The following is a 26,357-nucleotide window of genomic DNA, read 5'->3' as shown; positions in this document are numbered from 1 at the left end:
TGGAAATTTTGATGAGTAAGAAGGACTACAAGAATGAACATTTATGACATTGCAGAACTTGCAGGAGTTTCCATCGCTACTGTATCCCGGGTGGTGAACGACAGCCCCCGTGTGAGTGAGAGAACAAAACAGAAGGTCAGGACGATTATGGAAGAGAACGGCTATACCCCTAATGTGTTTGCCAGGGGGCTGGGACTTGACTCCATGAAGACCATTGGGATTTTATGTCCGGATGTATCAGATGCCTATATGGCTACAGCGGTAGCCCATTTAGAGAGCCGCATGCACGAGCATGGTTACGACTGTATTTTATGCTGCAGCGGGTTTGAACAGTCCGTAAAAGAAAAGTATGTCAGCCTTCTTCTTGCGAAGCGGATCGACGCCCTCATTATGGTCGGCTCCACTTACGCAGGGACAGGAGAAGCGGATAAAAATTCACAGTATGTCCGCAATGCAGCAAAACAGGTTCCTGTGTTTTTGATTAACGGATATTTGGATGGCGAGAATATATATTGCGCTTATGGAGATGATTATCAGGCAACCTATGATGTGACCAGTCAGATGATTGAAACAGGCCGGCGGAGAATCCTGTTTCTCTGTGATTCTCACTCTTACAGTGCGAATCAGAAGCTGGCGGGCTATGAATCCGCTTTAAAAGCCCATGGGCTTCCGGTTCTGGGAGATTTGAAGCTTTATGTAAAAAACCGGATCCACACGGTAAGGGATATCCTCCTGGAGCGGCGTGATTTAAGATTTGACAGTGTGGTTGCCACAGATGACGGTCTTGCCGTAGGAGCGATAAAGTATGCAAATGCAAAGCTTTTAAAAGTTCCGGAAGATTTGTGCATTACCGGATTTAATAATTCGGCCCTGTCGATCTGCAGCGATCCTGAGCTTTCTTCCATCGATAACAGGGTCGAGGAATTAAGCAACATCTCCGTTGATAATATGATGAAAATCCTTCTGGGAGAAAAAACGGAAGTAAACAAGAATAACCGGGTGACCTGCCGGCTGATCAAGCGGTGTACCACTGATTTTTGACCTATTGTCATTTCTTTTCGGGTATGCTAAAATATAATGTCAGTATATAATGGAAATACCCAAGGGTATCCCTTTACACCCAAAGCATGGGCGATAATGAGGAAAGAGCGGTGGCAGGAACGATGGAGCATGATGGAGATAATGTGGTGCTTTGCGGCGCCAATTCCTATGAGCAGAAATATTATTTTAACCAGCAGTTTTCAAGCCTTCCGGAAAGCATCCAGCAGGATCTTCAGATCATGTGCGTGCTTTATACCGAAGATGTAGGAGGAATCCTTGTCATAGAATATGATGAGGATGGCACCCTGGAATTTAAGGTGACGGCAGAGGAGGGAGATTATCTGTTTGATGAAATCGGTAGCGTGCTGAAGATCAAGCAGTACCAGAAAGAAAAAAGGGAACTTCTGGAATCTTTGGAAATGTACTACCGGGTGTTTTATCTGGGAGAAGAATTGGAAGGCGGAGAAAGAGATACGTGAAACTTAGAATTGGAAATTTGACGTTGGACAACAACCTGATATTGGCACCGATGGCAGGAGTTACTGACCTGCCATTTCGTTTTCTCTGCAGGGAGCAGGGTTGTGGTATGGCAGTAACGGAAATGGTCAGCGCCAAGGCAATTTTATATAAGAACAGAAATACAAAAGAGCTGATTAAAGTAGCTGATGGGGAAGGTCCTGTAAGCCTCCAGCTTTTTGGATCTGACCCGGAGATCATGGCGGATATTGCGGCCCAGGTGGAAGAAGGACCCTATGCATTTATTGATGTGAACATGGGCTGTCCCATGCCGAAGATCGTAAATAACGGGGAAGGGTCGGCGCTTATGAAGGATATCGGGCTTGCAGAGCGCATCCTGACCGCCATGGTAAGGGCAGTGAAAAAGCCTGTGACCGTAAAATTCAGAAAGGGCTTTACAGAAGAGGATTGCAATGCTGTAGAGTTTGCCAAAATGGCGGAAAGCTGCGGAGTGGCGGCAGTGGCTGTTCACGGCAGGACCAGGGAGCAGTATTATTCAGGAACAGCGGACTGGACTATTATAAGGAAGGTAAAGGAAGCTGTAACAATCCCGGTTATTGGAAACGGCGACGTATTTAAGCCGGAAGATGCAAAGGCCCTTATGGAGGAAACCGGCTGTGACGGGGTGATGATTGCCCGGGGAGCCAAGGGAAATCCCTGGATCTTTAAAAGAACCCTTCATTATCTGGAAACAGGAGAACTGCTTCCAGGGCCTGCCAGGGAGGAGATTTCTAAGATGATCATCCGCCACGGTGCCCTGGAGATGGAGCACAAAGGGGAAGTGGTGGCCATGCGTGAGATGCGTGGGCATATGGCGTGGTATACAGCCGGACTGCCTCATTCCGCAAAGCTTAGAAATGATATCAACCAGGTGGGAACCATGGATGAATTAAAGCGTTTTGCGGAAGAAAGGATCGGAAAAGCCCGATCAGAGAATTAGAATCAGGATTAGTTACATTCTTGACATTTTTAGATGTTTACGCTATAATATTTGGAATGCGAATGAGCGAGTATGAAACCAGGAGGAATCAAAAACCATGGTAGACAAGAAAAATATTTTAACCTACGAAGGCCTTAAAAGATACGAGGATGAGCTTCAGAATTTAAAGGTAGTAAAAAGAAAAGAGGTCGCCCAGAAGATCAAGGAAGCCAGAGAGCAAGGCGACTTATCCGAGAACGCTGAATATGATGCCGCTAAGGATGAACAAAGAGACATTGAGCTGCGTATTGAAGAGCTGGAGAAGCTCCTTAAAAATGCAGAGGTAGTGGTTGAGGATGAGATAGATTTAGATAAGATTAACATTGGCTGCAAGGTAAAAGTCTACGATGTTGATGAGGACGAAGAGATGGAATTCAAAATCGTGGGTTCCACGGAGGCAAACAGCCTTCAGAATAAGATTTCCAACGAATCCCCGGTAGGTCATGCGCTGATCGGCAGGAAAGTGGGAGATGTGGTAGACGTAGAGACACAGTCCGGAGTGATTCAATATAAGGTTCTGGAAATTCAGAGAGTGTCTTAGAAAATTAGCCGTTCGATGAGCCGTCTGGCGAATCGAACTTCTTTAACATAGTTCACAAAGGAGTGCAAACAGGTGGCAGAACAGCAGAATCAAAACCAGAATCAGGTTATAGAAGAGGATTTAAACCATTTGCTGAAGGTCCGCCGGGAAAAGCTGGCAGAGCTTCAGGAAGCGGGAAAGGATCCGTTTAAAGTTACAAAGTACGATGCAAATGTACACAGCAGTGAAATCAAGGAACATTATGAAGAATGGGAAGGAAAGGAAGTATCCATTGCAGGACGTCTTATGTCAAAGCGCGTGATGGGGAAAGCTTCCTTCTGTAATGTACAGGATTTAAAAGGCAATATTCAGTCCTATGTGGCCAGAGACAGTATCGGAGAAGAGGAATACAAGGAATTCAAGAAGCTGGATATCGGTGATATCGTAGGCATTAAGGGAACTGCGTTTACAACAAAGACGGGAGAAGTTTCCATCCATGCTGAGAGCGTTCTACTTCTTACCAAGAGCCTTCAGATTCTTCCGGAGAAGTTCCACGGTCTGACCAATACGGACATTCGCTATAGACAGAGATATGTAGATCTGATCATGAACCCTGAAGTAAGGGATACCTTTGTAAAGCGTTCCCAGATCATCAAGGCCATCCGTGACCATTTAGATGCCCAGGGCTTCATGGAGGTGGAGACGCCAATGCTGGTTGCTAATGCAGGCGGCGCTGCGGCAAGACCTTTTGAAACTCATTACAACGCTCTTGATGAGGATGTAAAGCTTCGTATTTCTCTTGAGCTTTACTTAAAGAGGCTGATCGTAGGCGGATTGGAAAGAGTTTATGAAATCGGGCGCGTTTTCAGAAATGAAGGCGTGGATACCCGTCATAACCCGGAATTCACTTTGATGGAATTATATCAGGCTTATACCGATTACCACGGCATGATGGATCTGGTGGAGAATTTATTCCGGTCTGTTGCCCTTAAGGTTCTTGGAACGGCTGTAGTGAACTATGATGGTGTGGAAATTGACTTATCAAAGCCATTTGAACGCATTACCATGGTAGACGCTTTAAAGAAATACAAGGACATTGATTTTACCACCATCCATACGGATGAGGAAGCTAAGGCTCTGGCCGACCAGTACCATGTGGAGTATGAGGCGCGCCATAAGAAGGGCGATATTCTAAGCTTGCTTTTTGAGGAATTTGTAGAAGAGCATTTGGTTCAGCCGACCTTTATTATGGACCATCCGGTTGAAATCTCTCCTCTTACCAAGAAAAAGCCTGATGACCCGGATTATACGGAGCGCTTCGAGCTGTTCATTACAAAGCGTGAGATGGCAAATGCATATTCTGAGTTAAATGACCCTCTGGATCAGATTGAGCGTTTTAAGGCTCAGGAAGCACTTCTTGCAGCGGGAGATGATGAAGCTAATTCCATGGATGATGATTTTGTAAATGCACTCATGATCGGTATGCCACCGACCGGCGGTATTGGAATCGGCATTGACAGGTTTGTTATGCTGCTTACGGATTCTTATGCAATCAGGGATGTGCTGTTGTTCCCGACGATGAAAACGAAGGATTAAGAAAAGCCCGCAAACCCGCATGGTTACTGGGTTTGTGGAATTTGGGAAAAGGTATTCTACAACAATTTTACTACAAATGCACAGAATATGGACTTTAGAAACTGAAAATAATAAATAGAGACGAGCCAGCTGATTGTAAAAATACCAGTTGGCTCGTCTTTTTGGGTTTAATTATGGCCTGTACAGCATTTGACAGGATTGTCGATCTTTTTGTCTATTGGATTTGGCGGTTTCAGTTAAAGTATAAATACCTGCACTTGTTTAATCTTCCAAATAAGCATTTTTATAATCGTAAATCGGGTATGTCGTGTGGTAAATGATGCCTTTCAGTTTGGGGTTACGCAATAATGCTGAGCTTTGATAGAAGATAGGAGCCACTCCAAAATCATCAAGGATAAATCGTTCCGCTTCTTGCAGCTTCTCAAAGCGTTTCTCCGCATCGGCGGCAAAATCCACATTGGCGGATTTTAGAAGCGTGTCATATTGCGGATTGGAATAACGGCTCCAGTTGCTGCCCCCATCAGTTTCAAACAGTTCCAGCAGGCTGGTGGCGTCCGAAAAATCAGGTGACCAGGTACACATAAACATTGTAAAATTACCGTTTCTTGCGGTGTCTATAAAGACCGACACGGGCAGTACGTTCAAGTTAACTTTAACACCTTCAAGGTTTTCTTCCACCACTCCTTGAATATAGGCGCCCACAGTCTTCATTCTGTCTGATTCAAAGGTGGGGAATTCGATGGTAACTTCTCCGGTAAGGCCTAGCTCTGAGCGGGCTGCTGCCCAAAGTTCTTTCGCTCTTGCCACATCGGTTTTAAGTTCCACGCCCAAGGTTTCTGCAAAGTCCTGTCCGGTGGTTGGGTTGGCGTGTATGCTATAAGGAGTAATGCCATTCGCAGGAGCAGATCCGTCACCTAACAGACTGTTAGCCACGGCTTCCCGGTCGATTAGTAAGGAGATGGCTTCCCTGGCATTTTTGTTTTTGAAGATCTCATTTTCAGCATTGTAACCGATAAAGACTAGGGTAGAGGCATTCGCAGCAACGAAAGCCGGGGAATTGATTTCATTCTGGGCATATTCGCCGGAAATCCCGATCTGGTCCACTTCTCCGGTGCCAAACAGGCTCATGGCGGTAGCCGTCTCTTTTATGATTTTAATGTTGATTCTGTCAATATGTACATTGTCTTTATCCCAATAACTGTCGTTTTTAAGATAAGCCCAGTCCGCGCCGATTCCCGGCCCGGAAAATTCTGTTAAGACAAATGGACCATTGTATATGGAATGATCGGAATCTGAGGCAAACAAATTCCCCTGGTCTTCCACGTATTCTCGATTAAGAGGGAAAAAGGGAGGGCTCACAAGAAGAGAGGTGAAATAACTAATTGGAGCCTTCAATGTAATTTCAAGGGTGTAGTCGTCCAGTGCGCGAATACCCAGCTCAGAAATATTTTTCTCACCGCTGATAATTTCGTCGGCGTTTTTGAGATAAGTATAGAAATGCAGATTTTCGGCTGCGTTTTCAGCCGAAACTGCCCTGCTCCAACCGTAGACATAATCATCCGCAGTGATTTTAGCGCCGTTGGACCACTGTGCCGCCTGATTCAGCTTTATGGTATAAACAAGACCATCGGCGCTTATCTGCGGCAGCTCGGCGGCTCCGGCAGGGTAGGGTCTGGCCCCTTCGTCAAGGCGATAAAGCCCCTCATAAATATTGTTCATTGCACTGGAACTATTGGAATCCACGCCGCTTTTGGGATCGATTGTGTTAAGCTCTTGGGAAAGCACCAAGGTGATCTCTTTGGGATTGTTCGTATCAGCGGCCTCTGTATTTGCGGCTGAGCTTTCTGCTGAACTTGACTGAGTGCTTTCTGTGCCCGACGAATTATCCGTCTGATAAGTGGAGCAGGCCGACAAAAGTAACCCTGCTGCTAAAATAGATGTTAATAATGCTTTTTTCATGATATTTCCCTTCTTTTTATGATTTTGATTTTTTATTTAAAAGTTTTTCCCGGTAGAATCCGATTTCGCTTTCAGTGCAATAGATGCTGTGATTTTCCGCTATCTCCCTTAAGGCAGCGTCATTGCCGTCTTCTTCCATATTCGGGGAGTATGTTTTGCGCTTGTGGCTCTGAGCGTAAACCGGGTCGGCGATGGGGATTGCCGACAACAGGCTTTCGGTATAAGGGTGAACTCCGAAATGGTAAATTTCATCGCTGTCACCTATTTCTACAAGTTTTCCTTTGTACATAACGCCGATCCTGTCGCTTACACGGCGCACCACAGTTAAGTCGTGGGCGATAAACAAGTACGTAAGCGAGCGGCTTTCCCTCAAATCCAAAAGCAGATTTATCACCTGTGCCTGAATCGAAACGTCAAGGGCAGAAATAGGCTCGTCGCAGACGATGAACTCCGGCTCAACGGCAAGAGCTCTGGCAATGCCGATTCTTTGCCTTTGCCCCCCGGAAAACTCATGGGGATACCGCCCGGAGCAGGAACTGTCCAGCCCCACCTGCAAAAGCAGTTCTTCCACTCTTAAGTCCAATTCGCTTTTGCTTTTGGCCAGCTTGTGAAGCTTTATTCCTTCGGCAATAATTTCTCTTACTTTCATTCGCGGATCAAGGGAGGCATATGGATCCTGAAAGATCATCTGCACCCTTCGTCTGAAACGCATCAGGCTTTTCTTTTCTTTTAAATTCCCGATGTGTTCGTCGTCAAAAATGATCGAACCGCCAGTGGGAGCGAAAAGTCCTGCAATCATTCTGCCGGTGGTGGATTTTCCACAGCCGCTTTCTCCCACAAGACCAAGGGTTTCCCCCTTATAAATGCTGAAACTAATGTTATCTACCGCTTTGACTTCATTTTTTTTGCCGGAATTAAAAGTCTTTGTAACACACTGCAATTCCAGCAGTCTCCCCTCAATCGCCCGGGTCGTCGTCATTTTTCTCACCTCGGATTTGATATTGTTTAAAAATTTCCCAGCGTCTTAAAATCTCCGGCGGAGGGACGATGTCTGGTGCTCCCGGCGCTAAAAGCCATGTTGCCGCCTTATGGGTAGGCGAAACGGAAAAGAAAGGCGGGGCTGCCATGGCATCGATTTTCATCGCGTATGGGTTGCGGAGATGGAAAGCATCACCTTCAGGGGGATGAATCATATTCGGCGGCATTCCCGGAATCGCGTGCAAGCGCTTTTCTCCATCATCAATGGCAGGGAATGAGGCAAGAAGCCCCCAGGTGTAAGGGTGCTGGGGATTGTAAAACATTTCCCAAACACTGCCTATTTCCACAATTTTGCCCGCATACATCACCGCAATCCTGTCGGCAATATTGGCCACCGCCCCCAGATTATGGGTGATAAAGATCACCGAAGTGTTTAATTTTGTCTTAAGCTCCTTTAACAGTTCCAGTATCTGCGCCTGTACGGTAACATCCAGGGCGGTGGTGGGCTCATCCGCTATGATAATCTCCGGCGAGCAGATAAGCGCTGCCGCGATCACGATCCTTTGGCGCTGACCGCCTGAAAACTGATGGGGATAACACTTCATCCGGCGCCCCGCATCGGGAATGCCCACAAGCTCCAGCAGTCTGCGGGCCTCTTCTAAAGATTCCCGCGTAGAAACTTTCTTATGTAACCGCAGAGATTCAGCTACCTGTTTTCCAATGCTCATCGTTGGGTCAAGGGAGGTCATGGGGTCTTGAAAAACCATACCGATACTCCGGGAGCGTATTTTTTGCATTTCACGCTGAGATTTTTTGACCAAATCTTCCCCGTGAAAAATAATCGAACCGGAATTTATCCTTGCCGAACCGGGCAGCAAGCGCATGATGGATTTTGCCGTCACAGATTTACCGCAGCCGCTTTCCCCCACGATAGCCAAGGTTTCACCTTTGTAAAGCTCAAAGCTTACCGAGCGCAGGGCACGCACTTCCCCCTCATAAATGTTAAATGATATATCTAAATCTTTTACCTGAAGCGCAATTTCTTTCGATTCATTTTCCATATCAGTCACAAATCCTTAAATTATTCTTTGGTTTTTGGGTCAAAGGCATCGCGCATACCGTCCGCCAGCAAATTAAAGCAAATCATCATCACCGAAAGAGCCGCTGCCGGTACCCACATCAAATGCGGCAAAAAGCGGAAAGTCTTATATCCCTCGTTAAGCAAGGTGCCCAGCGAAGCGATCGGGGGCTTTAAGCCTAAGCCTATGAAGCTTAAAAATGCCTCAAAAAAAATAGCGGTGGGAATACTGAACATCAGCTGTACAATGATTACGCCCGCAATGTTCGGCAAAATATGTCGCAAGGCAATATTTAAGCTGGAAGCTCCCAATACGGTTGCCGCATAGACGTATTCCTGCTCTTTGATTTTCAGTGTCTGGGCTCGGACTACCCTTGCCATATTCACCCAACCGGTTATAATCATGGCAAAAACGATGGAAAGCAATCCCGGGTCAAAAATGGTGAGCATTAAAATCATTATGACTAATGTGGGGATACCGGAAAGAATCTCCAATATGCGTTGCATGACGGTATCCGCAACTCCGCCGCACACCCCCGAGAACAGCCCGTAAGCTACGCCGATTCCCAAATCAATAACCGCTGCCAGGACGGCAATAATCAGTGACATTCGTATCCCAAAGAGAAGCCGCGACAGTTCATCCCGCCCCAAAGCATCGGTCCCAAGATAAAAGTAAACGTTTTCAGGAACATTTTTAGCGGTGTAAATATCAACACGCTCGCCAGAAACAATGCCCCACCCGTTGAATCCGTAAAGGGACACCCCAGGGATTTTTGGCGGCAGATTCACGTAGAGCAAGCTTTGTTTGTTCGGGTTCTGGGGGGAAATCCACCCTGCCAAAATGGCAACTGACGCCACGAACAACAAAACACACAGGGAAACCACGGCACCTTTGTTCTTTTTCAGCCTGCGCCACGAATCTTGTGTAAAACTTAAACGTGGTGACGAAGGAACTGCTTTGGCAGTGGTTTTGCCGGATTCAAGGGGCTCGAAAGAGTCTCCAGACAGAATCAAATCAAACCTTTCATTATTTTCCAACTTTTTCGCCTCCTGTCACGCGGATTCGCGGATCAACAAGTCCGTAAAGCAAATCCACAGCAGATATGATAACAATCAGCATCGCGGAATAAAGAATTGTGATCGCCATAATCGTGGGGTAATCGTTAGTTATGATAGATTTTACAAATTGCTCGCCTATTCCAGGCACAGCGTAGATATTTTCTATCACCAACGAGCCGGTCATCAGACTCACGGACATTGGGCCAAGTAGGGTGATCAACGGGATGAGGCTGTTTCGCAAGGCGTGACGAAACGCCGTTTGCCAAGGCCCAAAGCCTTTTGCGCGGGCAAGCTCTATGTATTCGCTGTTTAAAGATTCCACCATTTCCGTTCGGATAAACCTTGCGGCGTTTGCCATTGGCGACATTGCCAAAGTCAGGGTGGGAAGAATGGTGTAGGAAAAGTTCTTCCACATGGCTATTGGCAAGATCCCCAACTTCACCGCAAAAATATACTGCAGGACCACCGCAAAAACAAAGTTCGGAATTGACCTGCCCAGAATTGCTATTACCGAAACAATACTGTCCGCAAAAGTGTTGCGATACATCGCCGAAATCACTCCAAGGATAACCCCTGCCAATGTCCCCACAACGATAGCTTGTACCCCAAGCTGAACAGAAGGCCCGATCCTGTTAACAAGCAGCTTTGCCACAGGCTGGTTTTTGAACTGGAAAGACGTGCCAAAATCCCCCTGCAGGACATTGCCAAGGTAAATGAAGTATTGCTGATAGATTGGCTTATCCAGTCCCGCCTGACGATATAGGATCTCTAACTGGGCGGGAGATAACTTTTGCTGGTTCACATAGGGGGAACCGGGCAGCAAGTGTATAAGAAAAAATGTGGCTGTAATAATAATCCACAGCGTAATGAACATAATTGCCAACTTTTTAATGAGAGCAAGACAAAATTGTTTCATCAGCAAGACAGAAAACACCCCTTTCAGCATTTATTATACTAGGTATTTGTGAAACACCACAGCCCGCATAAAATCCACCGCCATGAATACATTCAGAATCAGAAACCATTAATTGCATAGGACTTAAAACTTCATAACATTTATTAAAGTGCGCCTAAATTTCATCACTTAACATTATTAATCCCAGAATCTGCCAAGCCCGTTATCTTTCTCCATGTTTTCTTAGATTTATATACCTGTTTCTCAATTACCTATAAAACATATATGTATATATGATATTAGCTTATTGAGTTGCCATTGTCAACAAAAAATGGAAATAAATCACAACATACGCATGAATCTTTATCACAAGATTCAGCCGAAGAGACCTTTATGAGTTTGTGCAAAACAGTGTTACTGTTTGGGGACGAAAACCGTACTCTCTTCTAAGAAAGCTGCTTATCCACAAGAGAATGCCTGAACTTTTCTCCTCTCCGTGATATCTTCAGGGCGAAGCAGGCTCCTTGTGGATAACCGTTTGGGATATCCTGCTTTTCCAGTAATCTCTGCTGGAGCAAAGACGTAAAAAATATCTTACAGCCCTTGATTTTACAAGATTTTATGAATGTAAGGTTTGTTGAAAATAGAATTTGACACCAGTTTGACACCAAATCAATAAGATTTGACACCAACTGCATAAGAGCCCTGGTATATAATGCTTTTATAAAATAGAATAGTTTTGACATCTAAATAAGTCCATATACTTGTAGAAATATGAGTATATGGGCTTATTATAGTGCCCAAATAATCAGGTAAAGAACTACTCAGACGTTCATGAAAACCGAATCCAACTTTGGTAAGAATGGTTGATGAGATGGCAGAAAGAGTGCATTCTTGTTTTTTAGAAATGAATTTGACATAGTTCCGTTATAGTTTATACTCTGATTAAAAATTAGTCTCAATGAAATTTAATCGCTTTATTAATTTAACACTTGGGAATAAAGAGAAAACCATGGCGGCCGAAGGTACGGATAGTAAGACACTATCAAAACATGGGTTGATATTATTTGATTTTTGAATTGCAAATTTCTGTTCAAATAGATAAGACAATTATACATTACTAACTTTTTAAGTAGAGAGAGGTGATTCCAATATTTTAATATACGGGTAGTTTTCTCTTGCTGTGGTTAAAATACGCCCTTTATAAATAATCAATCCGTTCTTTTTGGTACGGGTTCAGATATTCCATTGATCCTTCATTAGGCATAGAACAAGGTCTGCCTAGTCCTGCTATTGAGTATGATTATCAAAAAAACATGTAAATGTATGTAACATATTGTTATGAACAGGTAGGAATAGCATATAATAGAATTAATTAGATCATTTGAGGGAAGCCATGATCATACACGTTGTCCAACCTGGTGAAACCATCTATTCAATATCAGAATATTACAAAATCCCTGTTGAAAGATTAATATTGGAAAACGGAATTACAAACCCTGACAATTTAGCAATTGGCCAAACGATTGTAATTGTTCAACCGGAAACACTTTATACCGTCCAGGCCGGTGATACTTTAGAGAGTATTGCGGAGCAGCACGGTGTTTCACCAATGGAATTATTAAGAAACAATCCCTATCTTTCCGATAGAGAATTTTTGTACGCAGGTGAAACTATTGTTATAAATTATCAAACGAATAAATCAAAAACAATTGCCACTAGTGGTTATATCTTTTCCTATATCGATAAATCTGTTTTAATAAAAACACTTCCTTTTCTAACGTATTTGACTATTTTCAATTATAGAGCTACAAGTGAAGGACAAATTATCGCTACTGCTGACGACACTGAACTTATCCAGCTGGCTATAACATATGGTGTTGCACCCATGTTGTTTGTTTCCACTATTACAGGAGATGGAATAGCTAGCCGTGAGGTGAACTATGAAATTTTAAATAATCCTTCTATACAGGATCGCCTTATTGATAATGCTCTTCAAATACTAAAAATGAAAGGTTATTATGGTATAAACATATATGTCGAAGACATCACCTTTGACAATTTAAATAACATTGCAGAATATTTGAAAAAAGCCTCAGCGATATTTCATTCAGAAGGTTTCAGGATAGTGATCACCACAACACCGGTTACGAATAGTGAGACCCCCAATGTCGGTTTTGAAAAAATAGACTATTCAAAATTAGCTGAATTTGTGGATGGAATTATATTTTCATCTTATGATTGGGCAAGGTCTTTCAGCTATCCAAGCTCAATTTTTCCGGTTGATTTTTTAAGAGGATTGTTAGATTACGCAGTTAGTATTATTCCCTCTGAATTAATTTTTCTAGGTATTACCACTCTTGGTTATAATTGGACACTTCCTTATGTTCCTGGCGCTACAGAAGCCACTGTAATAACCAATGAAAATGCAGTACAAATTGCAGCGGAAAATGATATACCGATACAATTTAATGAAGCAGCGCAATCACCATATTTCTATTATATGGATAGTGATGGGACTTTGCATGTAGTATGGTTTAAAGATGCAAGAAGTTTTGACGCACGGGCAGCGCTGGCAGGAGAATATAATCTACAAGGTTTATCGCTCTGGACTGTTATGAGATTCGATGCCCAAATGTGGCTTATCATTAATACTCAATATTACATAGAGCGGCGCTTGGGGATTAGCTAAGCAATTATGTAATTTTATTGATATTCGATATAGTTGATAACATGAACTGAGGTATGGTAAAATTCTTATCATACGAAAGGCTCTTTATTATTAAAAGAGCGTTTATTATATCATATAAAGATGTAAAGCTTGTGTAATACAGCTTTATTATGAGCTATAATCAATTAATGAATAGTGCAACGATAAAAATAATTTGGGTAATAAAAAATAATTTTGTGACATTAATACAAGACAACAATGAAGTCATAATGGTGGAAAAAATGTTGGTCATATAATGAAACTGGCAATTGAGTGAACCAACATGATTATACAAAAGGGCTAAATGTTAGATTAAGGAAGGAAAAAACTGACTATGGACAATCAGGAAATTATTGATAAATTAACGAAGGTATGTATATGCAAAGGAGTTTCCAGACAAACAATAAAAAAGGCGATTTCAGAAGGTGCAGATAGCGTTGAAAAAGTATGGAGGATGACGAATACTGGCAATGGCAGTTGTAAAGGAAAACGGTGCGGAGAAAAAATTCAGCAGATTTTGGATAATTGGGAAGAAGAGAAATAATAACCCCATTTACTCTATACCCAATCCAAGTACCTCCATCTTATCAACTAACCGGATGAAAACATTGCTATGCTAATTTGATAAAAATGCTGTTGTAAAGGTGGTTTGCAATGGCATTTTTTAAAAAGTAAAGGAAAGTAGAAATAAAGATGACTATGGCATCGGCAGATAGGAGGATTTGATACGGGGTATCTGCAAGGGCAAAAGAAGGAAACTGTGTGTGCAATCTTTCGGTGATTGGTGAGGAAAAGGAATATAAGGTGGTTATTATGTGTAGACGATGAATGACGCAGCGAAAGGGTTGGGAGACCTTTTTCGCTGCGTCATTCAATTTTTGTAAATTCAATGATAAGTCCATTGAAAATCTCAAGTTGCCTTGTGGTCAGTCCTTTGGTTACATATTTAGGTTTACTGTTGTGAAACTCCTTCATTAATGTATTTATGATACTGATCTGGCTGGTCGTTAAGTTATTGACCATAATTGTTTTCCCTTTTTCTTTCCCTGCCAGAAAATCCAGGCTTACATCAAAAAGTACAGATAAATCAATTAATGTCTCTAAGGTAGGCAATTTTTGATTGTTTTCATATTTGCTTATAAGTGATTTACTTTTATTGATCTTTTGTGCCAATTGTTCCTGAGAGTATCCCTTTTCTTTCCGTAACTGTTTTAACAGCTCTCCAAAATCATACATCATGAGCCTCCAATACCAGTTTTATTATTTGTTATTAGTATATAACGCCAACGTTGACTATTTGGAAACTTTGTAATAATATATAGTTGTTATTAGGAAACATTGGGGTTTTTGAGAACAATTATTCGTATATTATGGTATAATTTTCAGAGATAATACAAGAGATAAAAGAGGAAACACGTATGAAAATAGCTATATGCGATGATTGTCAGGAAGATATCAGACAACTGGAGGAGTGTATCAGAGAAAGTAAATTCTGCCCCCAAAACCAAGATTTTTGCGAGTATTCCAGCGGGGAGACTCTACTGGCTGATTATAGGGATTTCGATATTGTATTTCTGGATATGAAAATAGGGGAAGGAATGAATGGAACACTTACAGCTCAAAGTATACGAAGGCGTGATACAAAGGTAATTATTGTATTTTATTCTGATTTTGAATCACCAGCCAGCAGAATATCTTCGATACGGCCTTATGATTATCTGCTGAAGAGGTATTCGAAAGAAGAATTGTCCCAAAGTCTGGATATGGTATTGGAAGAAGTACAGAACAAGGAAGAGTCACCCAAGCTGCCTGTTGCATGTGATGGGAAAGTATTTATTTTACAGATATCAGATATTATATATATTCAAATCTATAAAAAAGGAAGCCAAATATGGCTGACAGATAAAAAAGCAGAGGAAATCTGGGGTGGTGCAGACTCTGAAAAAGAGCTTATACAAACGATTGAAACCAAAACGAAATTAAGGGAGTACTACCAGGAACTAAGAAATTACGGCTTTATTTATGCCAGTGAAAGCTATATCATCAATGTAGAGAAGGTCGTATCCCGGCAGAAAGATTTTGTTCGGATGGAGGGCGGCCATAATCTTACTGTGGTCAGAAGAATGAAAAAAGTATTTGATGAAGAACTTGGCAAATATTATGGAGTTAGGTATATTCGAGAGAGGATAAAAAGGGAATGAATATAGCACAAATTATATATGGGCCGGTGATGTACCTAAACTGCGTTTTTGAAATATTCTTATTGTACAACTTATTGGAAGGCGTATTCCGGCCGTACGAAGACCGAAAAAATATCAGGCTTCTGGAAATAACAGCATGCAGCACGGTGATTTTTTTAATCAACAGTTTAAATCTTCCTACTGTAAATTTATTTTGTGTACCACTTATGTATATATTCTTTGTATGGCTGATGTTTCGTATAGAACTAAAATATAATATTCTTTATGTTTTATTTTACTATGTGATTTTAGCGGTAACTGAATTTACATTTCATCATATCTATACTTTGCTGGAAATTGATGTTTCAAAAGCATATTTTAGTATGGTGCTTTTTTTAATCATTCAGAAGACATTTGAATTTGCAGTAGTACAGATTGTAAAAAAGCGGCACCAGGGCCCTTATGAAAGCGGCAGCTTTCAATATTTAAAATATTTATTTATACTTCCTATTGCATCTTTAGTTTTGCTGAATGGATTTTTATTACCAAAGCAATATTCCAGCGGCTATCTTTTGATCTGTATCGGTGGGGTTTTATTAATTATATCCAATGTAGTTGGTTTTTCTACGGTGGAAAAATTATTAAACGCAGAAAGAGTCGCCAGAGATGCGGAATTACTTGCGTTAAAAACAAAATTAGAAAGAAGCCACTATCAAAGGATGGAGGAAGTGAACCAGGATTATGCAGAATATTTACATGAAATGAGCCGCGTAATCCGGATCATGGAGCAGCTGGCATGCACAGAGGATAATGGTGCGGTTAAAGGGGCGATGGCGAAAGTTTCGCAGATGGGAAAAGCGTCTGTGAAACAATGCTATATCAGTGACCAGATCACCAACGCTATTTTTATAGAACGAGAGAAAAATGCCATTGATAAGGGCGTAGATTATCAGTTGGATATCCAATCGGGAATAGATGTGAACTTTATTGACGATTTAGATAAAATCAGTATGTTTGGAAATCTGCTTGACAATGCGCTGGAGGCGGCCGAAGAATGTAATGAAGGTTATGTATTTGTAAGCTTATATAAGGGAAATGAAGCGCTTGTCATATTACGGATAGAGAATAATTTTAAAATCAGGCCCCATAAGATAGGAGAGAAATATTTTACCACAAAGATTGAAAAGAAAAGGCATGGTTTCGGGATCAAAAAGGTAGAAGAATTATCAGAAAAGTATGGAGGTATATTAAATTGTTATGAAGAGGGAGATACCTTTGTAGCGGTGTTAATGTTATCAAGCCTACCAAATTTGGCAAATTAACGACCAAATTCGGCCAAGCTATTGATTTCTCTGATAAAAACATGGTATGCTGAATAAAAATACATAGGGGGTATATTTATGAGTAAAATAACGAAGAAGTTGAAAAGCCAAAATTGGACTGTTTTTATGATGAATGCTTTAGCACTGTTAGTGGTAACTCAGAATGTAAATGCAGCGTGTGCCTGGTTGCAGCATCAACCCGAGGTACCAGAGGAAGCCAAACGTTTTAGAAAATTTTAGGTGACAGCAAAAGCGATGATTGAAAAGTTAGCAAAAAAAGTTGTGACCTGGCAGGTGCAAAAAAATTATCTTTTAATAAAAGATGAAAAATTATATATATATGCATATGAGCTGCTAATTGGGCAGGCCGTCAATATATTGATTGCCTGCTTTTTGGCAATTGTATTCCATGCCTATACTACGGTGTTGATATTTTTGGTATCTTATATCCCGCTGCGTTCTTATGCGGGTGGCCATCATGCCAAGTCATATAATATGTGTACAATAGCTTCTACGGTGATGGTGTGTATCATCTGCATTGCCGCAAAAATAATACCATACGACTCCATTATTTGGGTAAATCTGGCGGGAGGAATTATAAGCGGGATTCTGATTTTTATGCTGGCACCGGTGCAGGATCACAATAAACCTTTGGAGCAGGTTGAAAGAGAATGTTACAGGAAACGCAGCAGAGAAATCTGGGCTGCAGAAACAGCATTGTGGGCGATATGCTATTTGTTAAATGCCAGAAATATCAGCCTTGCTGTTACATTGGGGCATTTGGCATTGTCAGTTATGTTATGTATCGGTAGTGTAAAAAATAAAAAATATGCAGAAAAATCATGATACGGATGAGGAAAAGGGCGTTGCTGGGGCAGCGCCTTTTTTTTGACCAATAGATAGTAAGTCGACCAAATTTGGCAAGTTAGTGACCAAATTCAGCCATCGTATTGTATTGAACAAAATAGTGTGATATTTTGTAAAAAAATGTAAAAAAACAGTGTTTTTTGTAGCAAGAGGTGCTTAATGCCATTTACAAAAATCAATCAAAGCTTTTACCGGTATGAAATAACTTACCGAATTTTAAACTGGGACAAAACAGAAGAGATAAGGACGGAGAGTCTGGATACAGATATATTGTATAATAAACTGTATTTCTGGAACAGGAAGCGCCATATGAAGGAGTGCGAGAGAAAAGTAATCAGTAAAGTAATTCAGGATGGCCGGATTTCCAGACTGCAGATTTTGCAGGAAAGTTTCATCCTGATTCCCAGGTATATCTGCAGGGTTAACTAGAAATTTAGGAGGAGGGCGAAATGAAAATATGGAGAAAAATTTTTCTGGCTACAGGGATGATTATTTTACTGTTTACAGTCAGGCAAATCACGTCGGCGGCGGGAGAAAACCAAGGATTCAACGCAAAGGAAGGTGAGGTGGTGTTCCTCTTGGACACCAGCGGTTCCATGAATACCTATGACAAAAAGCGTCTGGCAATTGATGCGATCCGGCAAGCGGCCTACAGCCTCCCCTCAAATTATAAAGCAGGTTTGGTATCTTATAATACCGGAATCCAGACAATTGGTCCGGTGGGCATCGGACTGGAACAGCTGGATGCACAATTCGCGGCCATTACATACAAAGGCTATACCAACGCCGGAGAAGGATTGAATCAGGCTGTAGGACTTTTTTCAGACAGGGAGAAAGTGGACCGCAGCATCGTCATGGTGACGGATGGAGAGATTGATATGCCTGACAAGCAGGCAAAAGAGTCTTCCCGTATCTTATACTCGGATGCGATAAAGAGGGCGAAGGAAGACGGGATAAAAATTTACATTATTGCCGTAGGCAGTGAATTAAATGATCCGCAAATGCACATCTTCGCCGGTGCTGAGATGACGGACGGAGCTATTTACTGGCAGGGTCAGTCAGGTACTCTTGTACAAATTATGAATCGTATCCTGTATGACCGTATGAACATTCCAAAGAAATCCGTGGGGGTGACGGATGGGAATGGCGGCAGCCTTCATGTGGAACTGCCCTCACCGGGAGCAGAACGCGTGCGAATCATACTGACAGCCAGTCAGGGGATTCAAAATGTTACTGGGGATTATGCGGCAGAAGAAGGCCATATTACGAGCGGGCAGAACTTTGCAGTATTGGAGATGACCAGACCAGCCGTAGAGGCTATGGATGTCCATTTCCAGACGCCGGAGTTAACAGGAGTAGAAGCATATATGACCGTGGAATACACGGCTGAACCGGTAGTAGATATCTCTTATCGGAGGGAAGAAGCAGAAGCTCCCGGAGCAGGCGAAAAAAATAACGGGAGAACAAAAATACCTCTGGCCGATAAGCATTATGCTGACCTGAAAATATGGCTGAAAGATATAAAGGGCAAAAACGGGAACCTCTGGAATACTCCCTACTATGAGGGGCAGGAAGTGTCTTTCCGTGTTAATGGAGTCTCGGAAACAGGAAAAATAAATAACGGGATCATAACATACACCCTCTCTATAGACGGTGTAGATGAGCTTTCCATTGAAATTGATTCCGGTAGTTTTACAGAGCATTATGAGATCACACAACCAGCATTCACAAAACTTGCGCCACCGCAGGACCCTATACCGGAGCCGGATTACCGCCCATTGTGGATAATTTTAGGAGTACTTGCGGCGGCATTGATCCTTATACTGGCCTTGTGGGTGAAGAAAAAGAATACCACGGTGGTCTATGTGGCGCAGCCCCCGGCCTCAAGAGAGCCTGCGAAGAAGATGGAGACTAAAACCTGCACTTATTCCGGGAAATTCAATATATACGTAGTAAGAACTGCAGATGGCCGGGACGTGCCTCCCCAGACTTACCAGTTATTCGGCAGAAACAGCGGCCGTATGACCTTAGATCAGATTCTCTCCTCCTGTAAGATCAAGTTGGGGAAGATCGGAGAGGATGATATCATCATCTATCCTGGGCCGGACCATTCAGTAATTATTATGGATCAGTCGGAGCGGTGTACGGTGCTGCGGGGGATGGAGATTCTAAAAAAGGGTATGGGATACCCGGTGTTTTATAACGAAAAGATTACCATTACTTTTGAGGACGAGTCCACGGAGATGGAAGTCCATTATAAGAACTTAAAGCCAAGTGAGAGGAAAGCGTAGCAATAAAAGGAGCGCCGAAGGCGATGCAAATTACGATAAGTACCTCAAAATAACTAGTGTTCCATAGAACCTTTAGCTGCAAGTTAAAAGATAAGGACCACTTGATGGTGAATTTATGAAAAATCAGATAATTAGATTTATTTTGTTGTGCTCTTCGCTACTATTGATTATATGTTTTGTTTGTGTTTACAGTTCCATACAACATTATAAAGTAGACCCATCAGAAACAATGGAAGTATATGAAGAAATTGAGATTAAACATGAGACTTATTTATTAGAGCGAGAAAACCAGGAGAGATTTTTTCGAATAGAAGTTAATTATCCACAAATGATAAATAGTTCAGAAGAATTAAACGAAACGCTAAAAAACACCGCATTTTCTTTATTTGGAGTGAAAACATATAAAGAAGCAGAAGTTTCTTTGAAGGAAGATAAGAAAGATCCGGATTATTCAATGGGGATTTCAATTGATTAAGAGATATTATGTATGACGAATCGCTATATGAGTTTGATTTTTAAAGCAGATGCATTTTATGGCAGTGGCCCCATGTATTCGACACACTATTTAGCCACAATAGATTTGGAAACTGCAAAATATATAACATTTAATGATTTGTTAGACATAGAGAACATAAATAAGGCTATACAATCTGGTTACTTTGAAATTTATGAGGGAACCTATAATGAATTTGGAAATAGTCACGATGTAGATAGAATTCAGCAATTTATAGATACACTTGGAGCTTCAATGGAAACAGAGCCCCCTATTAATACAGATTATGACAGAAATAGTTGTCAAAATATAGGGATAGATAAAGATTTTATCTATATTTATTTTAACTTTGCTGATTCTTTGAATGGATATATTATTTTAAAAATCCCTTTATATCAAATAGATTTAAATTAAAGTCCGTTATATTTGTTGATCACTTGACTTCTGATCTTACAATTGGAATAAAAATATTACAGAAATGAGAGGAAATCGCAGCAATGAAAGAGCGAAAAAGTCTATTCAATCAGAGTGCGTTTGCCCTTTCAGATAGATAACAAAAGGAGGAATAAGCAATATGGGAAATGTAATAAAGCAAACCAACCGGACCATGCTGATGGAGGTCATTAATCCGGAAAAACTGGATTTATTAACTTTGGTTGGAGATGTCCGGGGGGTGGAAAGCCTGTCCGATGAAAAGATCAAGGAAATCAACGATTCCTTAATGGTTCGCAGTTTTGATGAGCTTTTGGAGAAATTTGCTCCGACTGTTTATTGTTACTATAATGCCAACAACCAGAGGGTGGTTTATCAGTTGGATAAGCCGGAGCAGGTGCCAGAGGAAATGCTGACGGAAATTCCATTAAACCGTCAAAATGAATTCATGGGAATGCTCATGTCCATGGTGGAAACGAAGCGTTCTGAGGGGACCATCAACGTGGATTTTAAGTTTGAAAAGCTTACGGACATGATTTCTCCGAAAAAAGTAATGGATGCTATCAAACAGAACCGAAAGGAGCTGCAATATACCTATGGCGAATATGCCAAGTTGGATGAGGAGGATCCCCAGAAGAGAGATTTAGGGGATAAGCTGAATGTCATGTTCGAGGAGGCGAGCGCCAATTATAACAATATCATGGCCCTGCTTCCTCTGGCGATTGAGGACATCAAAACCAGGCTTCTTTTGGGAGACGGAGGAGATAAAAAGGACAGTACACCTCTTGCCTTAGGAGTTTTAAGTATGGGGGAGCAGGGGGAGCTGAGGGTCTTAGAGGCACCAAAGGTGGAAACGACAGCCTTGACCACGATAGATGATAATGTGAATATGGGATTAATCGAAGCATTAAAAGAGGACTATGAAGCTCTGAATGAGGAGAACAACGATTATGTAGGAGCGTTGGTGGCGAGAACCTTCTGCCCCTTGTCCTCCACTATGGAAAGCAGCATTGACATAGCGACAGAAGTTACCAATTATAATTCCTATCTGGAATTTTACAAGGAATCCAAAGATGCCTTCATTAAGACCGTAAAGCCGCTGATTGAAAGGCTGCTGGGCGCCTGGTGTTATTTTGAGCAGTATCCGAAGAAGCTGAAAGGAATGCGCCCTTCCATGCTGGTGACAAACGTATCCAATGAGATGCTGGCAAAGAGCAGCAATATTCCCAGGCTGATTACATACTTGACCACAGTGAATGCAAAGAATGATTTTACAAATACGGTTTGGTATGCCATTGTACCGAACGTATCCTTAGATCAGAACAGCAAGATGAAACTGACCAGAGAGCGGTTTAAGGGAAATTCCAAAACGGAAAAGAATGATACAAACAGTGTGGAATCCTTAATAAGGCTTCTCGATGTCTTTAAAGATTATAAAGTGCAGTGTTTCTTCAGTTATGAGACAGATGACAGCACTACATTCAATGCTTTGGCAACCGAGGGGATCAGTAAGTATGAGGATCGCTGTGCTGCCCTTATGGGAAAGGAGTACAGTGAGTTTGCCATTCCCTGTCTGCCCAACTATACGATTATTCCGAAAGATAAATCAGGCGTCGTCTTAGACAGCCGGATGGTAGTCGGTGATAATCATACGGCAGAACTTTCCAGGGAAAAAGAAGACATCATGAAGCTGTGGATTGACGGAGTTTACGTGGGCGCTGCCTATGTGGCGGCCGGTATAGCGGCGGCTTATCAATGCCCGGAATACTTAAAGTCAAAGTTTGGGCCAGGCGTTAAGCTGGATATGGAACTGCCAGGAGTGAGGTTTGACATTGAAGCAGACGATCATGGGCTTATTGCCTGCACTACCATGGCAAAGGAGATTACCGGATTCACGAATTCCATTAAAAATGATATCAATCGGAAGAACTTTGGATTCATATTCAGTTCGGAGAATGCTTCTTATAAAGGTAATGACATAACGAAGATCATGATTTACAAGGCCCGGAATCTGATGTCTGATGGCTCCATGTTTGAGCCGATTTATAAAACACAGGTGACTACCTATATTGAACGGGTGATGCGCCATGGAACCGGGGATTTTAAAGAGGACTCCATTGTCCAGTTCTTTTCCAATAATCCCACCAGCCAGAAAAGCCGGTGGCTTTCCAGAAGGGAATACTTAAACGGAATCCTTGGAGCAGGAGATGATATCAGTTGTAACATCAACGAGGAAACAGGCTTCTGTACCCTGGATATCACCTTTAATGGCAATGTAAAGAATTTGGAAGTTGAGATTAACCGATTATCGGCGAATAAGGCGTAATGGCCTTTGAAGCATAAATTTTTCATAAGAAAAGGAGGAAATAAGCATGGGATTTCGAATGAAAATCACCGGAGGACCAGAGGAAATCGTGTTTGATGAGCGGAGCATTACAAAAGTGGATTTTGACTCCATTTCCTCAGCGGACTCCAACGCAAGGGCCACAGATTTTGGCCTGACAGTGAAGGTATGGGGCAAGATGCTCTACAAGCTGGGAGGAGAAGGAAATGACCCCACTTTGGGGCTGGCTAAGTGGTCCCAGGTGCCGTCTGAGAAGGCAGACTGCTATAGGAATGCAGAAGTCACTGTAGTATCCGCCAGCCAGGTGGTGCGCCAGTTCACTCTTCCAAATGCATTCGTCATGGAATACACCGAGGAGGTGGATGACGAGAGCGGTGTTGGAACCTTTTACATTCACATGAAACAGAAGAAGGACGAGAACACGGCGACTAAAATTGAAGGCGGCTTTGGCGGCGAATAATGGGATCGAAAGGAGGAAACAGACATGTCATACATAGTGAAAATCGAGGGACAGGAAAGCTTTGAAATTGCGAAAGAAAGTGTTCGCAGTGTGAAGTTCACCACGGATATTCCGCTGGATTCCAATGCCAGAACCAAGGACGTGGGCAGCACTCTGACCATAACGGGAAGGATTTTAACCGCTGTGGATGGAGATCCGTTTGACAGCACCAGAAAGCTGGCCCTGTGGTCAGTGGTGCCGGCAGAAAAATCCGATTGCTACCGGAAGGTGACGGTGGAACATATAGCAGCCGGGATTATGGAAAGAAAATACTATTTCCCAAATTCCTTTGTGATTGATTATAAGGAGGATTTTGGGGATGTGGAAGGAACTGGAACATTCACATTAACGATCAAGCAGAAGAAAGATAAGTTAGGCATGATTACGGTGGAAGGTGGATATCCGGCCGCATAAGTAGGGGTAAGGGCGCGTCCGGAAAAGATTGGATGCGCCCTTTCACTAAATTGATGACGATGAACGAAAAAAACATTCCCAGTGATTTAAGATTGTACCGGGAGATAAGGCGGAGCAGATGAAGAATTTATACAGTGTGCTGGGAGTCTCCCGGTCTGCGACAGAAGATGAAATAAAAAAAGCATATAGGAAATTATCTAAAAAATACCACCCGGATGTAAACCCAGGGGATAAGGAGGCAGAGGAGAGGTTTAAGGAGGTATCGGAGGCTTATGCTACTCTGGAGGATCCAGAGAAACGGAAGGTCTATGACAAATCCCAGGAGAAAGAATTCCATGGGGAGAAAAGCTGTAAAGCTTCCGATACCTGTCCTAAGCCTTCTGCAGATATCAATTTTTCCAATATGGAGGAACAGTTTGCACAATTTTTCGGATTTCATCCTAAAAACGGGAAAGTGGATAAAGGAGCGTTTAACAAAAGCGGGAAAACAAGGACAAATCCAATAGATATGACGGATTTGTTTGAAAGATATATGGGCATTAAAAAATAAAAGAATTATTCAGAACAGGAGTGGTGAGAGAGGGAAGATATAATTGATTCTCAATATGAAGCTGATGTGAAATTGCATAGTAAAGCAATTTTAGACATGGAATACTTAATAGATGGAAACCGAAATAAAGCGGATTGGGAAAAGATTTGGATAGGTGGACAGAATAGAAAGGATAAATGTCAGAACTTATTTTTTGGAGGGGACTATTAGTGAATAGGATGATTAATAAAATTTGCTATATCTCAGCACTTTTTTTATTACTGAATGCGTGTACCCCTGAATCAAAATATCAAAATAAAACTATCGATGAGATCAGCAATCACTATACAAAAGATACAGAATATATAGAAACACTACACCCATCTGAGTCAGAAAAAGATACAAATATGAATCGAAATGATTTTGTTTATAGGCAAAATAAAGGATATAAGTTATTTTATGGCTCTTGGAGATATGTTGAAGTAGTATCACAACATATACGGCTTGGGGGCGATGAGGGATATATGGATTTACTAGGCGAGATAGTGACATATCATCCGGATTATTTTGAAAACAGTTTAGGGAAGATTTATGATCCGATGTACCTCCTGTCTATCTATCCTATTAAACAAGATCATTATAATCAGTTTTTTTTGGAGCAGGTTGGCATAGAGACGTTACTTCCTGATGAAAATTATTTTACCCTTGTTCAAATAGCTTATAAAGCGAATACGAGAATTGGCAATAATGGATTCACTTTTTTTATTGATGATGACACTACAATGTATGCGTTTGATAACAATTGCATTTATAAATTAACTAGAATTAGCTATATTAAAGGCTATGATCCTAATGAAAGAGCAACATATAAAGAGTGAAACTTGGATAATCTGTTAAAAACGGGATATTTCAAACAGGAACATTGCTTGCTGTTATTTTTTCAAGCCCAGATGTAAAAGGACAGAATACTGTTAAAGGAGATAAGTCAACTATGTATTTATAGGATATAACGTCACAACATTTTTAGGAGGGGCTGTAAGCCGTATAAAACGAGCGGAACGTTGACAATTTAATTACTGCCAGGTATTAAATTGTCAAGTTGCATAGCTAAAATCCATGTGTGAAGTTTAAGTGAATAGTTATAGAATCAGGAGGGTTTTAGTTTGAAAAAAAAGTGTTCATTTTGGTTACTGACATTTATTCTTGGAATGTTGCTTATTATTTCTCTATTTAAAAATCATCCTGATACCAATATTAATTTGTTACATTCGTGGGTTGGAGAATATTGTTATGAGGAATATTGCCCACCAAATATGGGGATGACATATTTAATTACTATATATGAGGATAATGGTTTATATGCTTATATAAAAATTGACAATATAATAAAATAGTTTATCTTGATCATAATAAGAATCCTTTTACACTTGTTGTCAGTAATATTTATGATAAGAAAATTTTTTAATAGAATTTGAATTGGAAGACATTTCATTTATTGTTTCTCCTATTACCAAAGCGGAATTTTTAGATGAGTATACTCTAAGAATTACATATATATCAGAAGAACAGTATGAAGAAAGGACAGTAATATTAAATATAAATGATTAAAGCAAAGAAGTGCCAGAGGAGCAATTTTGACTAATAATAAATCAAAG

General features: G+C 41.5%; 26 protein-coding genes and 1 pseudogene. 21 read left to right on the top strand and 6 right to left on the bottom strand.

The features are described 5' to 3' along the window. The first annotated feature begins 33 nt into the window (after window positions 1-33). From AC27IJ_RS10530 to lysS, 5 genes and pseudogenes are all read left to right on the top strand, one after another. Window positions 34-1,041 carry a LacI family DNA-binding transcriptional regulator gene (locus AC27IJ_RS10530; RefSeq protein ID WP_312442871.1) on the top strand — a complete coding sequence of 336 codons (1,008 nt, stop codon included), beginning with the start codon at window positions 34-36 and terminating at the stop codon, window positions 1,039-1,041. A 122-nt stretch (window positions 1,042-1,163) separates the two neighbouring features. Continuing rightward, window positions 1,164-1,520 (top strand): DUF6145 family protein, encoded by a 357-nt coding sequence (locus AC27IJ_RS10525; protein WP_487149046.1) that lies wholly within the window; start codon window positions 1,164-1,166, stop codon window positions 1,518-1,520. Continuing rightward, entirely contained in the window at window positions 1,517-2,497 is a 981-nt protein-coding gene (gene dusB / locus AC27IJ_RS10520) for a tRNA dihydrouridine synthase DusB (RefSeq protein WP_312442872.1), read from the top strand. The genes AC27IJ_RS10525 and dusB overlap by 4 nt, the downstream gene beginning before the upstream one ends. A gap of 97 nt (window positions 2,498-2,594) precedes the next feature. Then, entirely contained in the window at window positions 2,595-3,077 is a 483-nt protein-coding gene (gene greA, locus AC27IJ_RS10515; RefSeq protein WP_038279266.1) for a transcription elongation factor GreA, read from the top strand. A gap of 72 nt (window positions 3,078-3,149) precedes the next feature. Beyond that, window positions 3,150-4,643, top strand: a pseudogene (gene lysS, locus AC27IJ_RS10510) (lysine--tRNA ligase); the annotation flags it as partial. A 270-nt stretch (window positions 4,644-4,913) separates the two neighbouring features. Here lysS and AC27IJ_RS10505 read toward each other — a convergent pair. Genes AC27IJ_RS10505 through AC27IJ_RS10485 form a run of 5 tightly spaced genes read right to left on the bottom strand, consistent with a single transcriptional unit; the run spans window position 4,914 to window position 10,642 of the window. Continuing rightward, a complete protein-coding gene (locus tag AC27IJ_RS10505; protein ID WP_487148752.1) occupies window positions 4,914-6,611 on the bottom strand; it encodes a peptide ABC transporter substrate-binding protein in 1,698 nt (565 codons plus the stop codon). Window positions 6,612-6,627: 16 nt separating this feature from the next. Beyond that, a complete protein-coding gene (locus AC27IJ_RS10500; RefSeq protein WP_312442875.1) occupies window positions 6,628-7,590 on the bottom strand; it encodes an ABC transporter ATP-binding protein in 963 nt (320 codons plus the stop codon). Then, window positions 7,568-8,650 carry an ABC transporter ATP-binding protein gene (locus AC27IJ_RS10495; RefSeq protein ID WP_312442876.1) on the bottom strand — a complete coding sequence of 361 codons (1,083 nt, stop codon included), beginning with the start codon at window positions 8,648-8,650 and terminating at the stop codon, window positions 7,568-7,570. The genes AC27IJ_RS10500 and AC27IJ_RS10495 overlap by 23 nt, the downstream gene beginning before the upstream one ends. 20 nt (window positions 8,651-8,670) lie before the next feature. After that, a complete protein-coding gene (locus AC27IJ_RS10490; protein ID WP_312500771.1) occupies window positions 8,671-9,705 on the bottom strand; it encodes an ABC transporter permease in 1,035 nt (344 codons plus the stop codon). Next, window positions 9,695-10,642, bottom strand: a complete 948-nt coding sequence (locus tag AC27IJ_RS10485) for an ABC transporter permease (protein ID WP_312442920.1) — start codon at window positions 10,640-10,642, stop codon at window positions 9,695-9,697. The genes AC27IJ_RS10490 and AC27IJ_RS10485 overlap by 11 nt, the downstream gene beginning before the upstream one ends. 1,375 nt (window positions 10,643-12,017) lie before the next feature. Between AC27IJ_RS10485 and AC27IJ_RS10480 the strand changes: the two genes are divergently transcribed. Both AC27IJ_RS10480 and AC27IJ_RS10475 read left to right on the top strand, forming a co-directional pair. Further along, window positions 12,018-13,313 carry a LysM peptidoglycan-binding domain-containing protein gene (locus AC27IJ_RS10480; protein ID WP_312442878.1) on the top strand — a complete coding sequence of 432 codons (1,296 nt, stop codon included), beginning with the start codon at window positions 12,018-12,020 and terminating at the stop codon, window positions 13,311-13,313. A 352-nt stretch (window positions 13,314-13,665) separates the two neighbouring features. Then, window positions 13,666-13,875: a (2Fe-2S)-binding protein gene (locus tag AC27IJ_RS10475; protein ID WP_312442879.1), complete on the top strand. Its 210-nt coding sequence runs from the start codon at window positions 13,666-13,668 to the stop codon at window positions 13,873-13,875. A gap of 323 nt (window positions 13,876-14,198) precedes the next feature. On the opposite strand, the gene AC27IJ_RS10470 is transcribed toward AC27IJ_RS10475, so the two are convergent. Further along, window positions 14,199-14,567 carry a helix-turn-helix domain-containing protein gene (locus AC27IJ_RS10470; RefSeq protein WP_312442880.1) on the bottom strand — a complete coding sequence of 123 codons (369 nt, stop codon included), beginning with the start codon at window positions 14,565-14,567 and terminating at the stop codon, window positions 14,199-14,201. 182 nt (window positions 14,568-14,749) lie between these two features. Here AC27IJ_RS10470 and AC27IJ_RS10465 point away from each other — a divergent pair, with 182 nt between their 5' ends. The 14 genes from AC27IJ_RS10465 (at window position 14,750) to AC27IJ_RS10400 (ending at window position 26,096) form a co-directional block, all read left to right on the top strand. Beyond that, window positions 14,750-15,532: a LytR/AlgR family response regulator transcription factor gene (locus AC27IJ_RS10465; protein WP_312442881.1), complete on the top strand. Its 783-nt coding sequence runs from the start codon at window positions 14,750-14,752 to the stop codon at window positions 15,530-15,532. After that, window positions 15,529-16,833: a GHKL domain-containing protein gene (locus AC27IJ_RS10460; RefSeq protein WP_312442883.1), complete on the top strand. Its 1,305-nt coding sequence runs from the start codon at window positions 15,529-15,531 to the stop codon at window positions 16,831-16,833. The genes AC27IJ_RS10465 and AC27IJ_RS10460 overlap by 4 nt, the downstream gene beginning before the upstream one ends. A gap of 78 nt (window positions 16,834-16,911) precedes the next feature. Then, the gene (locus tag AC27IJ_RS10455; protein ID WP_312442885.1) at window positions 16,912-17,073 is read left to right on the top strand and encodes a cyclic lactone autoinducer peptide; all 162 of its coding nucleotides are present in this window, start codon (window positions 16,912-16,914) and stop codon (window positions 17,071-17,073) included. 15 nt (window positions 17,074-17,088) lie between these two features. Continuing rightward, window positions 17,089-17,679 (top strand): accessory gene regulator ArgB-like protein, encoded by a 591-nt coding sequence (locus tag AC27IJ_RS10450; protein WP_312442886.1) that lies wholly within the window; start codon window positions 17,089-17,091, stop codon window positions 17,677-17,679. A gap of 180 nt (window positions 17,680-17,859) precedes the next feature. Further along, on the top strand, window positions 17,860-18,129 hold the full coding sequence (locus tag AC27IJ_RS10445) for a hypothetical protein (protein WP_312500775.1): 270 nt from the start codon (window positions 17,860-17,862) through the stop codon (window positions 18,127-18,129). 20 nt (window positions 18,130-18,149) lie between these two features. Continuing rightward, window positions 18,150-19,991, top strand: a complete 1,842-nt coding sequence (locus AC27IJ_RS10440) for a vWA domain-containing protein (protein WP_487148745.1) — start codon at window positions 18,150-18,152, stop codon at window positions 19,989-19,991. A 115-nt stretch (window positions 19,992-20,106) separates the two neighbouring features. After that, complete coding sequence (locus AC27IJ_RS10435) at window positions 20,107-20,466, top strand: hypothetical protein (RefSeq protein WP_487148743.1); 360 nt, start codon at window positions 20,107-20,109, stop codon at window positions 20,464-20,466. Window positions 20,467-20,478: 12 nt separating this feature from the next. Further along, complete coding sequence (locus AC27IJ_RS10430; protein WP_487148741.1) at window positions 20,479-20,898, top strand: hypothetical protein; 420 nt, start codon at window positions 20,479-20,481, stop codon at window positions 20,896-20,898. Window positions 20,899-21,058: 160 nt separating this feature from the next. Further along, window positions 21,059-23,242 (top strand): transcriptional regulator, encoded by a 2,184-nt coding sequence (locus AC27IJ_RS10425; RefSeq protein WP_312442892.1) that lies wholly within the window; start codon window positions 21,059-21,061, stop codon window positions 23,240-23,242. Window positions 23,243-23,288: 46 nt separating this feature from the next. Next, window positions 23,289-23,720: a hypothetical protein gene (locus AC27IJ_RS10420; RefSeq protein WP_312442893.1), complete on the top strand. Its 432-nt coding sequence runs from the start codon at window positions 23,289-23,291 to the stop codon at window positions 23,718-23,720. Window positions 23,721-23,744: 24 nt separating this feature from the next. Then, on the top strand, window positions 23,745-24,173 hold the full coding sequence (locus AC27IJ_RS10415) for a membrane-associated protease 1 (protein ID WP_312442894.1): 429 nt from the start codon (window positions 23,745-23,747) through the stop codon (window positions 24,171-24,173). A gap of 118 nt (window positions 24,174-24,291) precedes the next feature. Next, window positions 24,292-24,723 carry a J domain-containing protein gene (locus AC27IJ_RS10410; protein ID WP_312442895.1) on the top strand — a complete coding sequence of 144 codons (432 nt, stop codon included), beginning with the start codon at window positions 24,292-24,294 and terminating at the stop codon, window positions 24,721-24,723. Window positions 24,724-24,932: 209 nt separating this feature from the next. Beyond that, window positions 24,933-25,580 (top strand): hypothetical protein, encoded by a 648-nt coding sequence (locus tag AC27IJ_RS10405; RefSeq protein ID WP_312442896.1) that lies wholly within the window; start codon window positions 24,933-24,935, stop codon window positions 25,578-25,580. Window positions 25,581-25,865: 285 nt separating this feature from the next. Next, window positions 25,866-26,096: a hypothetical protein gene (locus AC27IJ_RS10400; RefSeq protein WP_487148738.1), complete on the top strand. Its 231-nt coding sequence runs from the start codon at window positions 25,866-25,868 to the stop codon at window positions 26,094-26,096. The last annotated feature ends 261 nt before the right edge of the window (window positions 26,097-26,357 follow it).

The organism is Lacrimispora sp. YZC11, assembly GCF_057543815.1.
Note: the sequence above shows the minus strand (reverse complement) of the source record. Positions and strands in the feature narration are given on the sequence as shown.

Excerpts from the sequence above, each read along its gene's own strand:
- AC27IJ_RS10530 (WP_312442871.1), top strand. The coding sequence starts at position 34 with ATGAACATTTATGACATTGCAGAACTTGCAGGAGTTTCCATCGCTACT.
- AC27IJ_RS10525 (WP_487149046.1), top strand. The coding sequence starts at position 1,164 with ATGGAGCATGATGGAGATAATGTGGTGCTTTGCGGCGCCAATTCCTAT.
- greA (WP_038279266.1), top strand. The coding sequence starts at position 2,595 with ATGGTAGACAAGAAAAATATTTTAACCTACGAAGGCCTTAAAAGATAC.
- AC27IJ_RS10505 (WP_487148752.1), bottom strand. The coding sequence starts at position 6,611 with ATGAAAAAAGCATTATTAACATCTATTTTAGCAGCAGGGTTACTTTTG.
- AC27IJ_RS10500 (WP_312442875.1), bottom strand. The coding sequence starts at position 7,590 with ATGACGACGACCCGGGCGATTGAGGGGAGACTGCTGGAATTGCAGTGT.
- AC27IJ_RS10495 (WP_312442876.1), bottom strand. The coding sequence starts at position 8,650 with ATGGAAAATGAATCGAAAGAAATTGCGCTTCAGGTAAAAGATTTAGAT.
- AC27IJ_RS10485 (WP_312442920.1), bottom strand. The coding sequence starts at position 10,642 with ATGAAACAATTTTGTCTTGCTCTCATTAAAAAGTTGGCAATTATGTTC.
- AC27IJ_RS10480 (WP_312442878.1), top strand. The coding sequence starts at position 12,018 with ATGATCATACACGTTGTCCAACCTGGTGAAACCATCTATTCAATATCA.
- AC27IJ_RS10475 (WP_312442879.1), top strand. The coding sequence starts at position 13,666 with ATGGACAATCAGGAAATTATTGATAAATTAACGAAGGTATGTATATGC.
- AC27IJ_RS10470 (WP_312442880.1), bottom strand. The coding sequence starts at position 14,567 with ATGTATGATTTTGGAGAGCTGTTAAAACAGTTACGGAAAGAAAAGGGA.
- AC27IJ_RS10465 (WP_312442881.1), top strand. The coding sequence starts at position 14,750 with ATGAAAATAGCTATATGCGATGATTGTCAGGAAGATATCAGACAACTG.
- AC27IJ_RS10460 (WP_312442883.1), top strand. The coding sequence starts at position 15,529 with ATGAATATAGCACAAATTATATATGGGCCGGTGATGTACCTAAACTGC.
- AC27IJ_RS10455 (WP_312442885.1), top strand. The coding sequence starts at position 16,912 with ATGAGTAAAATAACGAAGAAGTTGAAAAGCCAAAATTGGACTGTTTTT.
- AC27IJ_RS10450 (WP_312442886.1), top strand. The coding sequence starts at position 17,089 with ATGATTGAAAAGTTAGCAAAAAAAGTTGTGACCTGGCAGGTGCAAAAA.
- AC27IJ_RS10445 (WP_312500775.1), top strand. The coding sequence starts at position 17,860 with ATGCCATTTACAAAAATCAATCAAAGCTTTTACCGGTATGAAATAACT.
- AC27IJ_RS10440 (WP_487148745.1), top strand. The coding sequence starts at position 18,150 with ATGAAAATATGGAGAAAAATTTTTCTGGCTACAGGGATGATTATTTTA.
- AC27IJ_RS10435 (WP_487148743.1), top strand. The coding sequence starts at position 20,107 with ATGAAAAATCAGATAATTAGATTTATTTTGTTGTGCTCTTCGCTACTA.
- AC27IJ_RS10430 (WP_487148741.1), top strand. The coding sequence starts at position 20,479 with ATGACGAATCGCTATATGAGTTTGATTTTTAAAGCAGATGCATTTTAT.
- AC27IJ_RS10425 (WP_312442892.1), top strand. The coding sequence starts at position 21,059 with ATGGGAAATGTAATAAAGCAAACCAACCGGACCATGCTGATGGAGGTC.
- AC27IJ_RS10420 (WP_312442893.1), top strand. The coding sequence starts at position 23,289 with ATGGGATTTCGAATGAAAATCACCGGAGGACCAGAGGAAATCGTGTTT.
- AC27IJ_RS10415 (WP_312442894.1), top strand. The coding sequence starts at position 23,745 with ATGTCATACATAGTGAAAATCGAGGGACAGGAAAGCTTTGAAATTGCG.
- AC27IJ_RS10410 (WP_312442895.1), top strand. The coding sequence starts at position 24,292 with ATGAAGAATTTATACAGTGTGCTGGGAGTCTCCCGGTCTGCGACAGAA.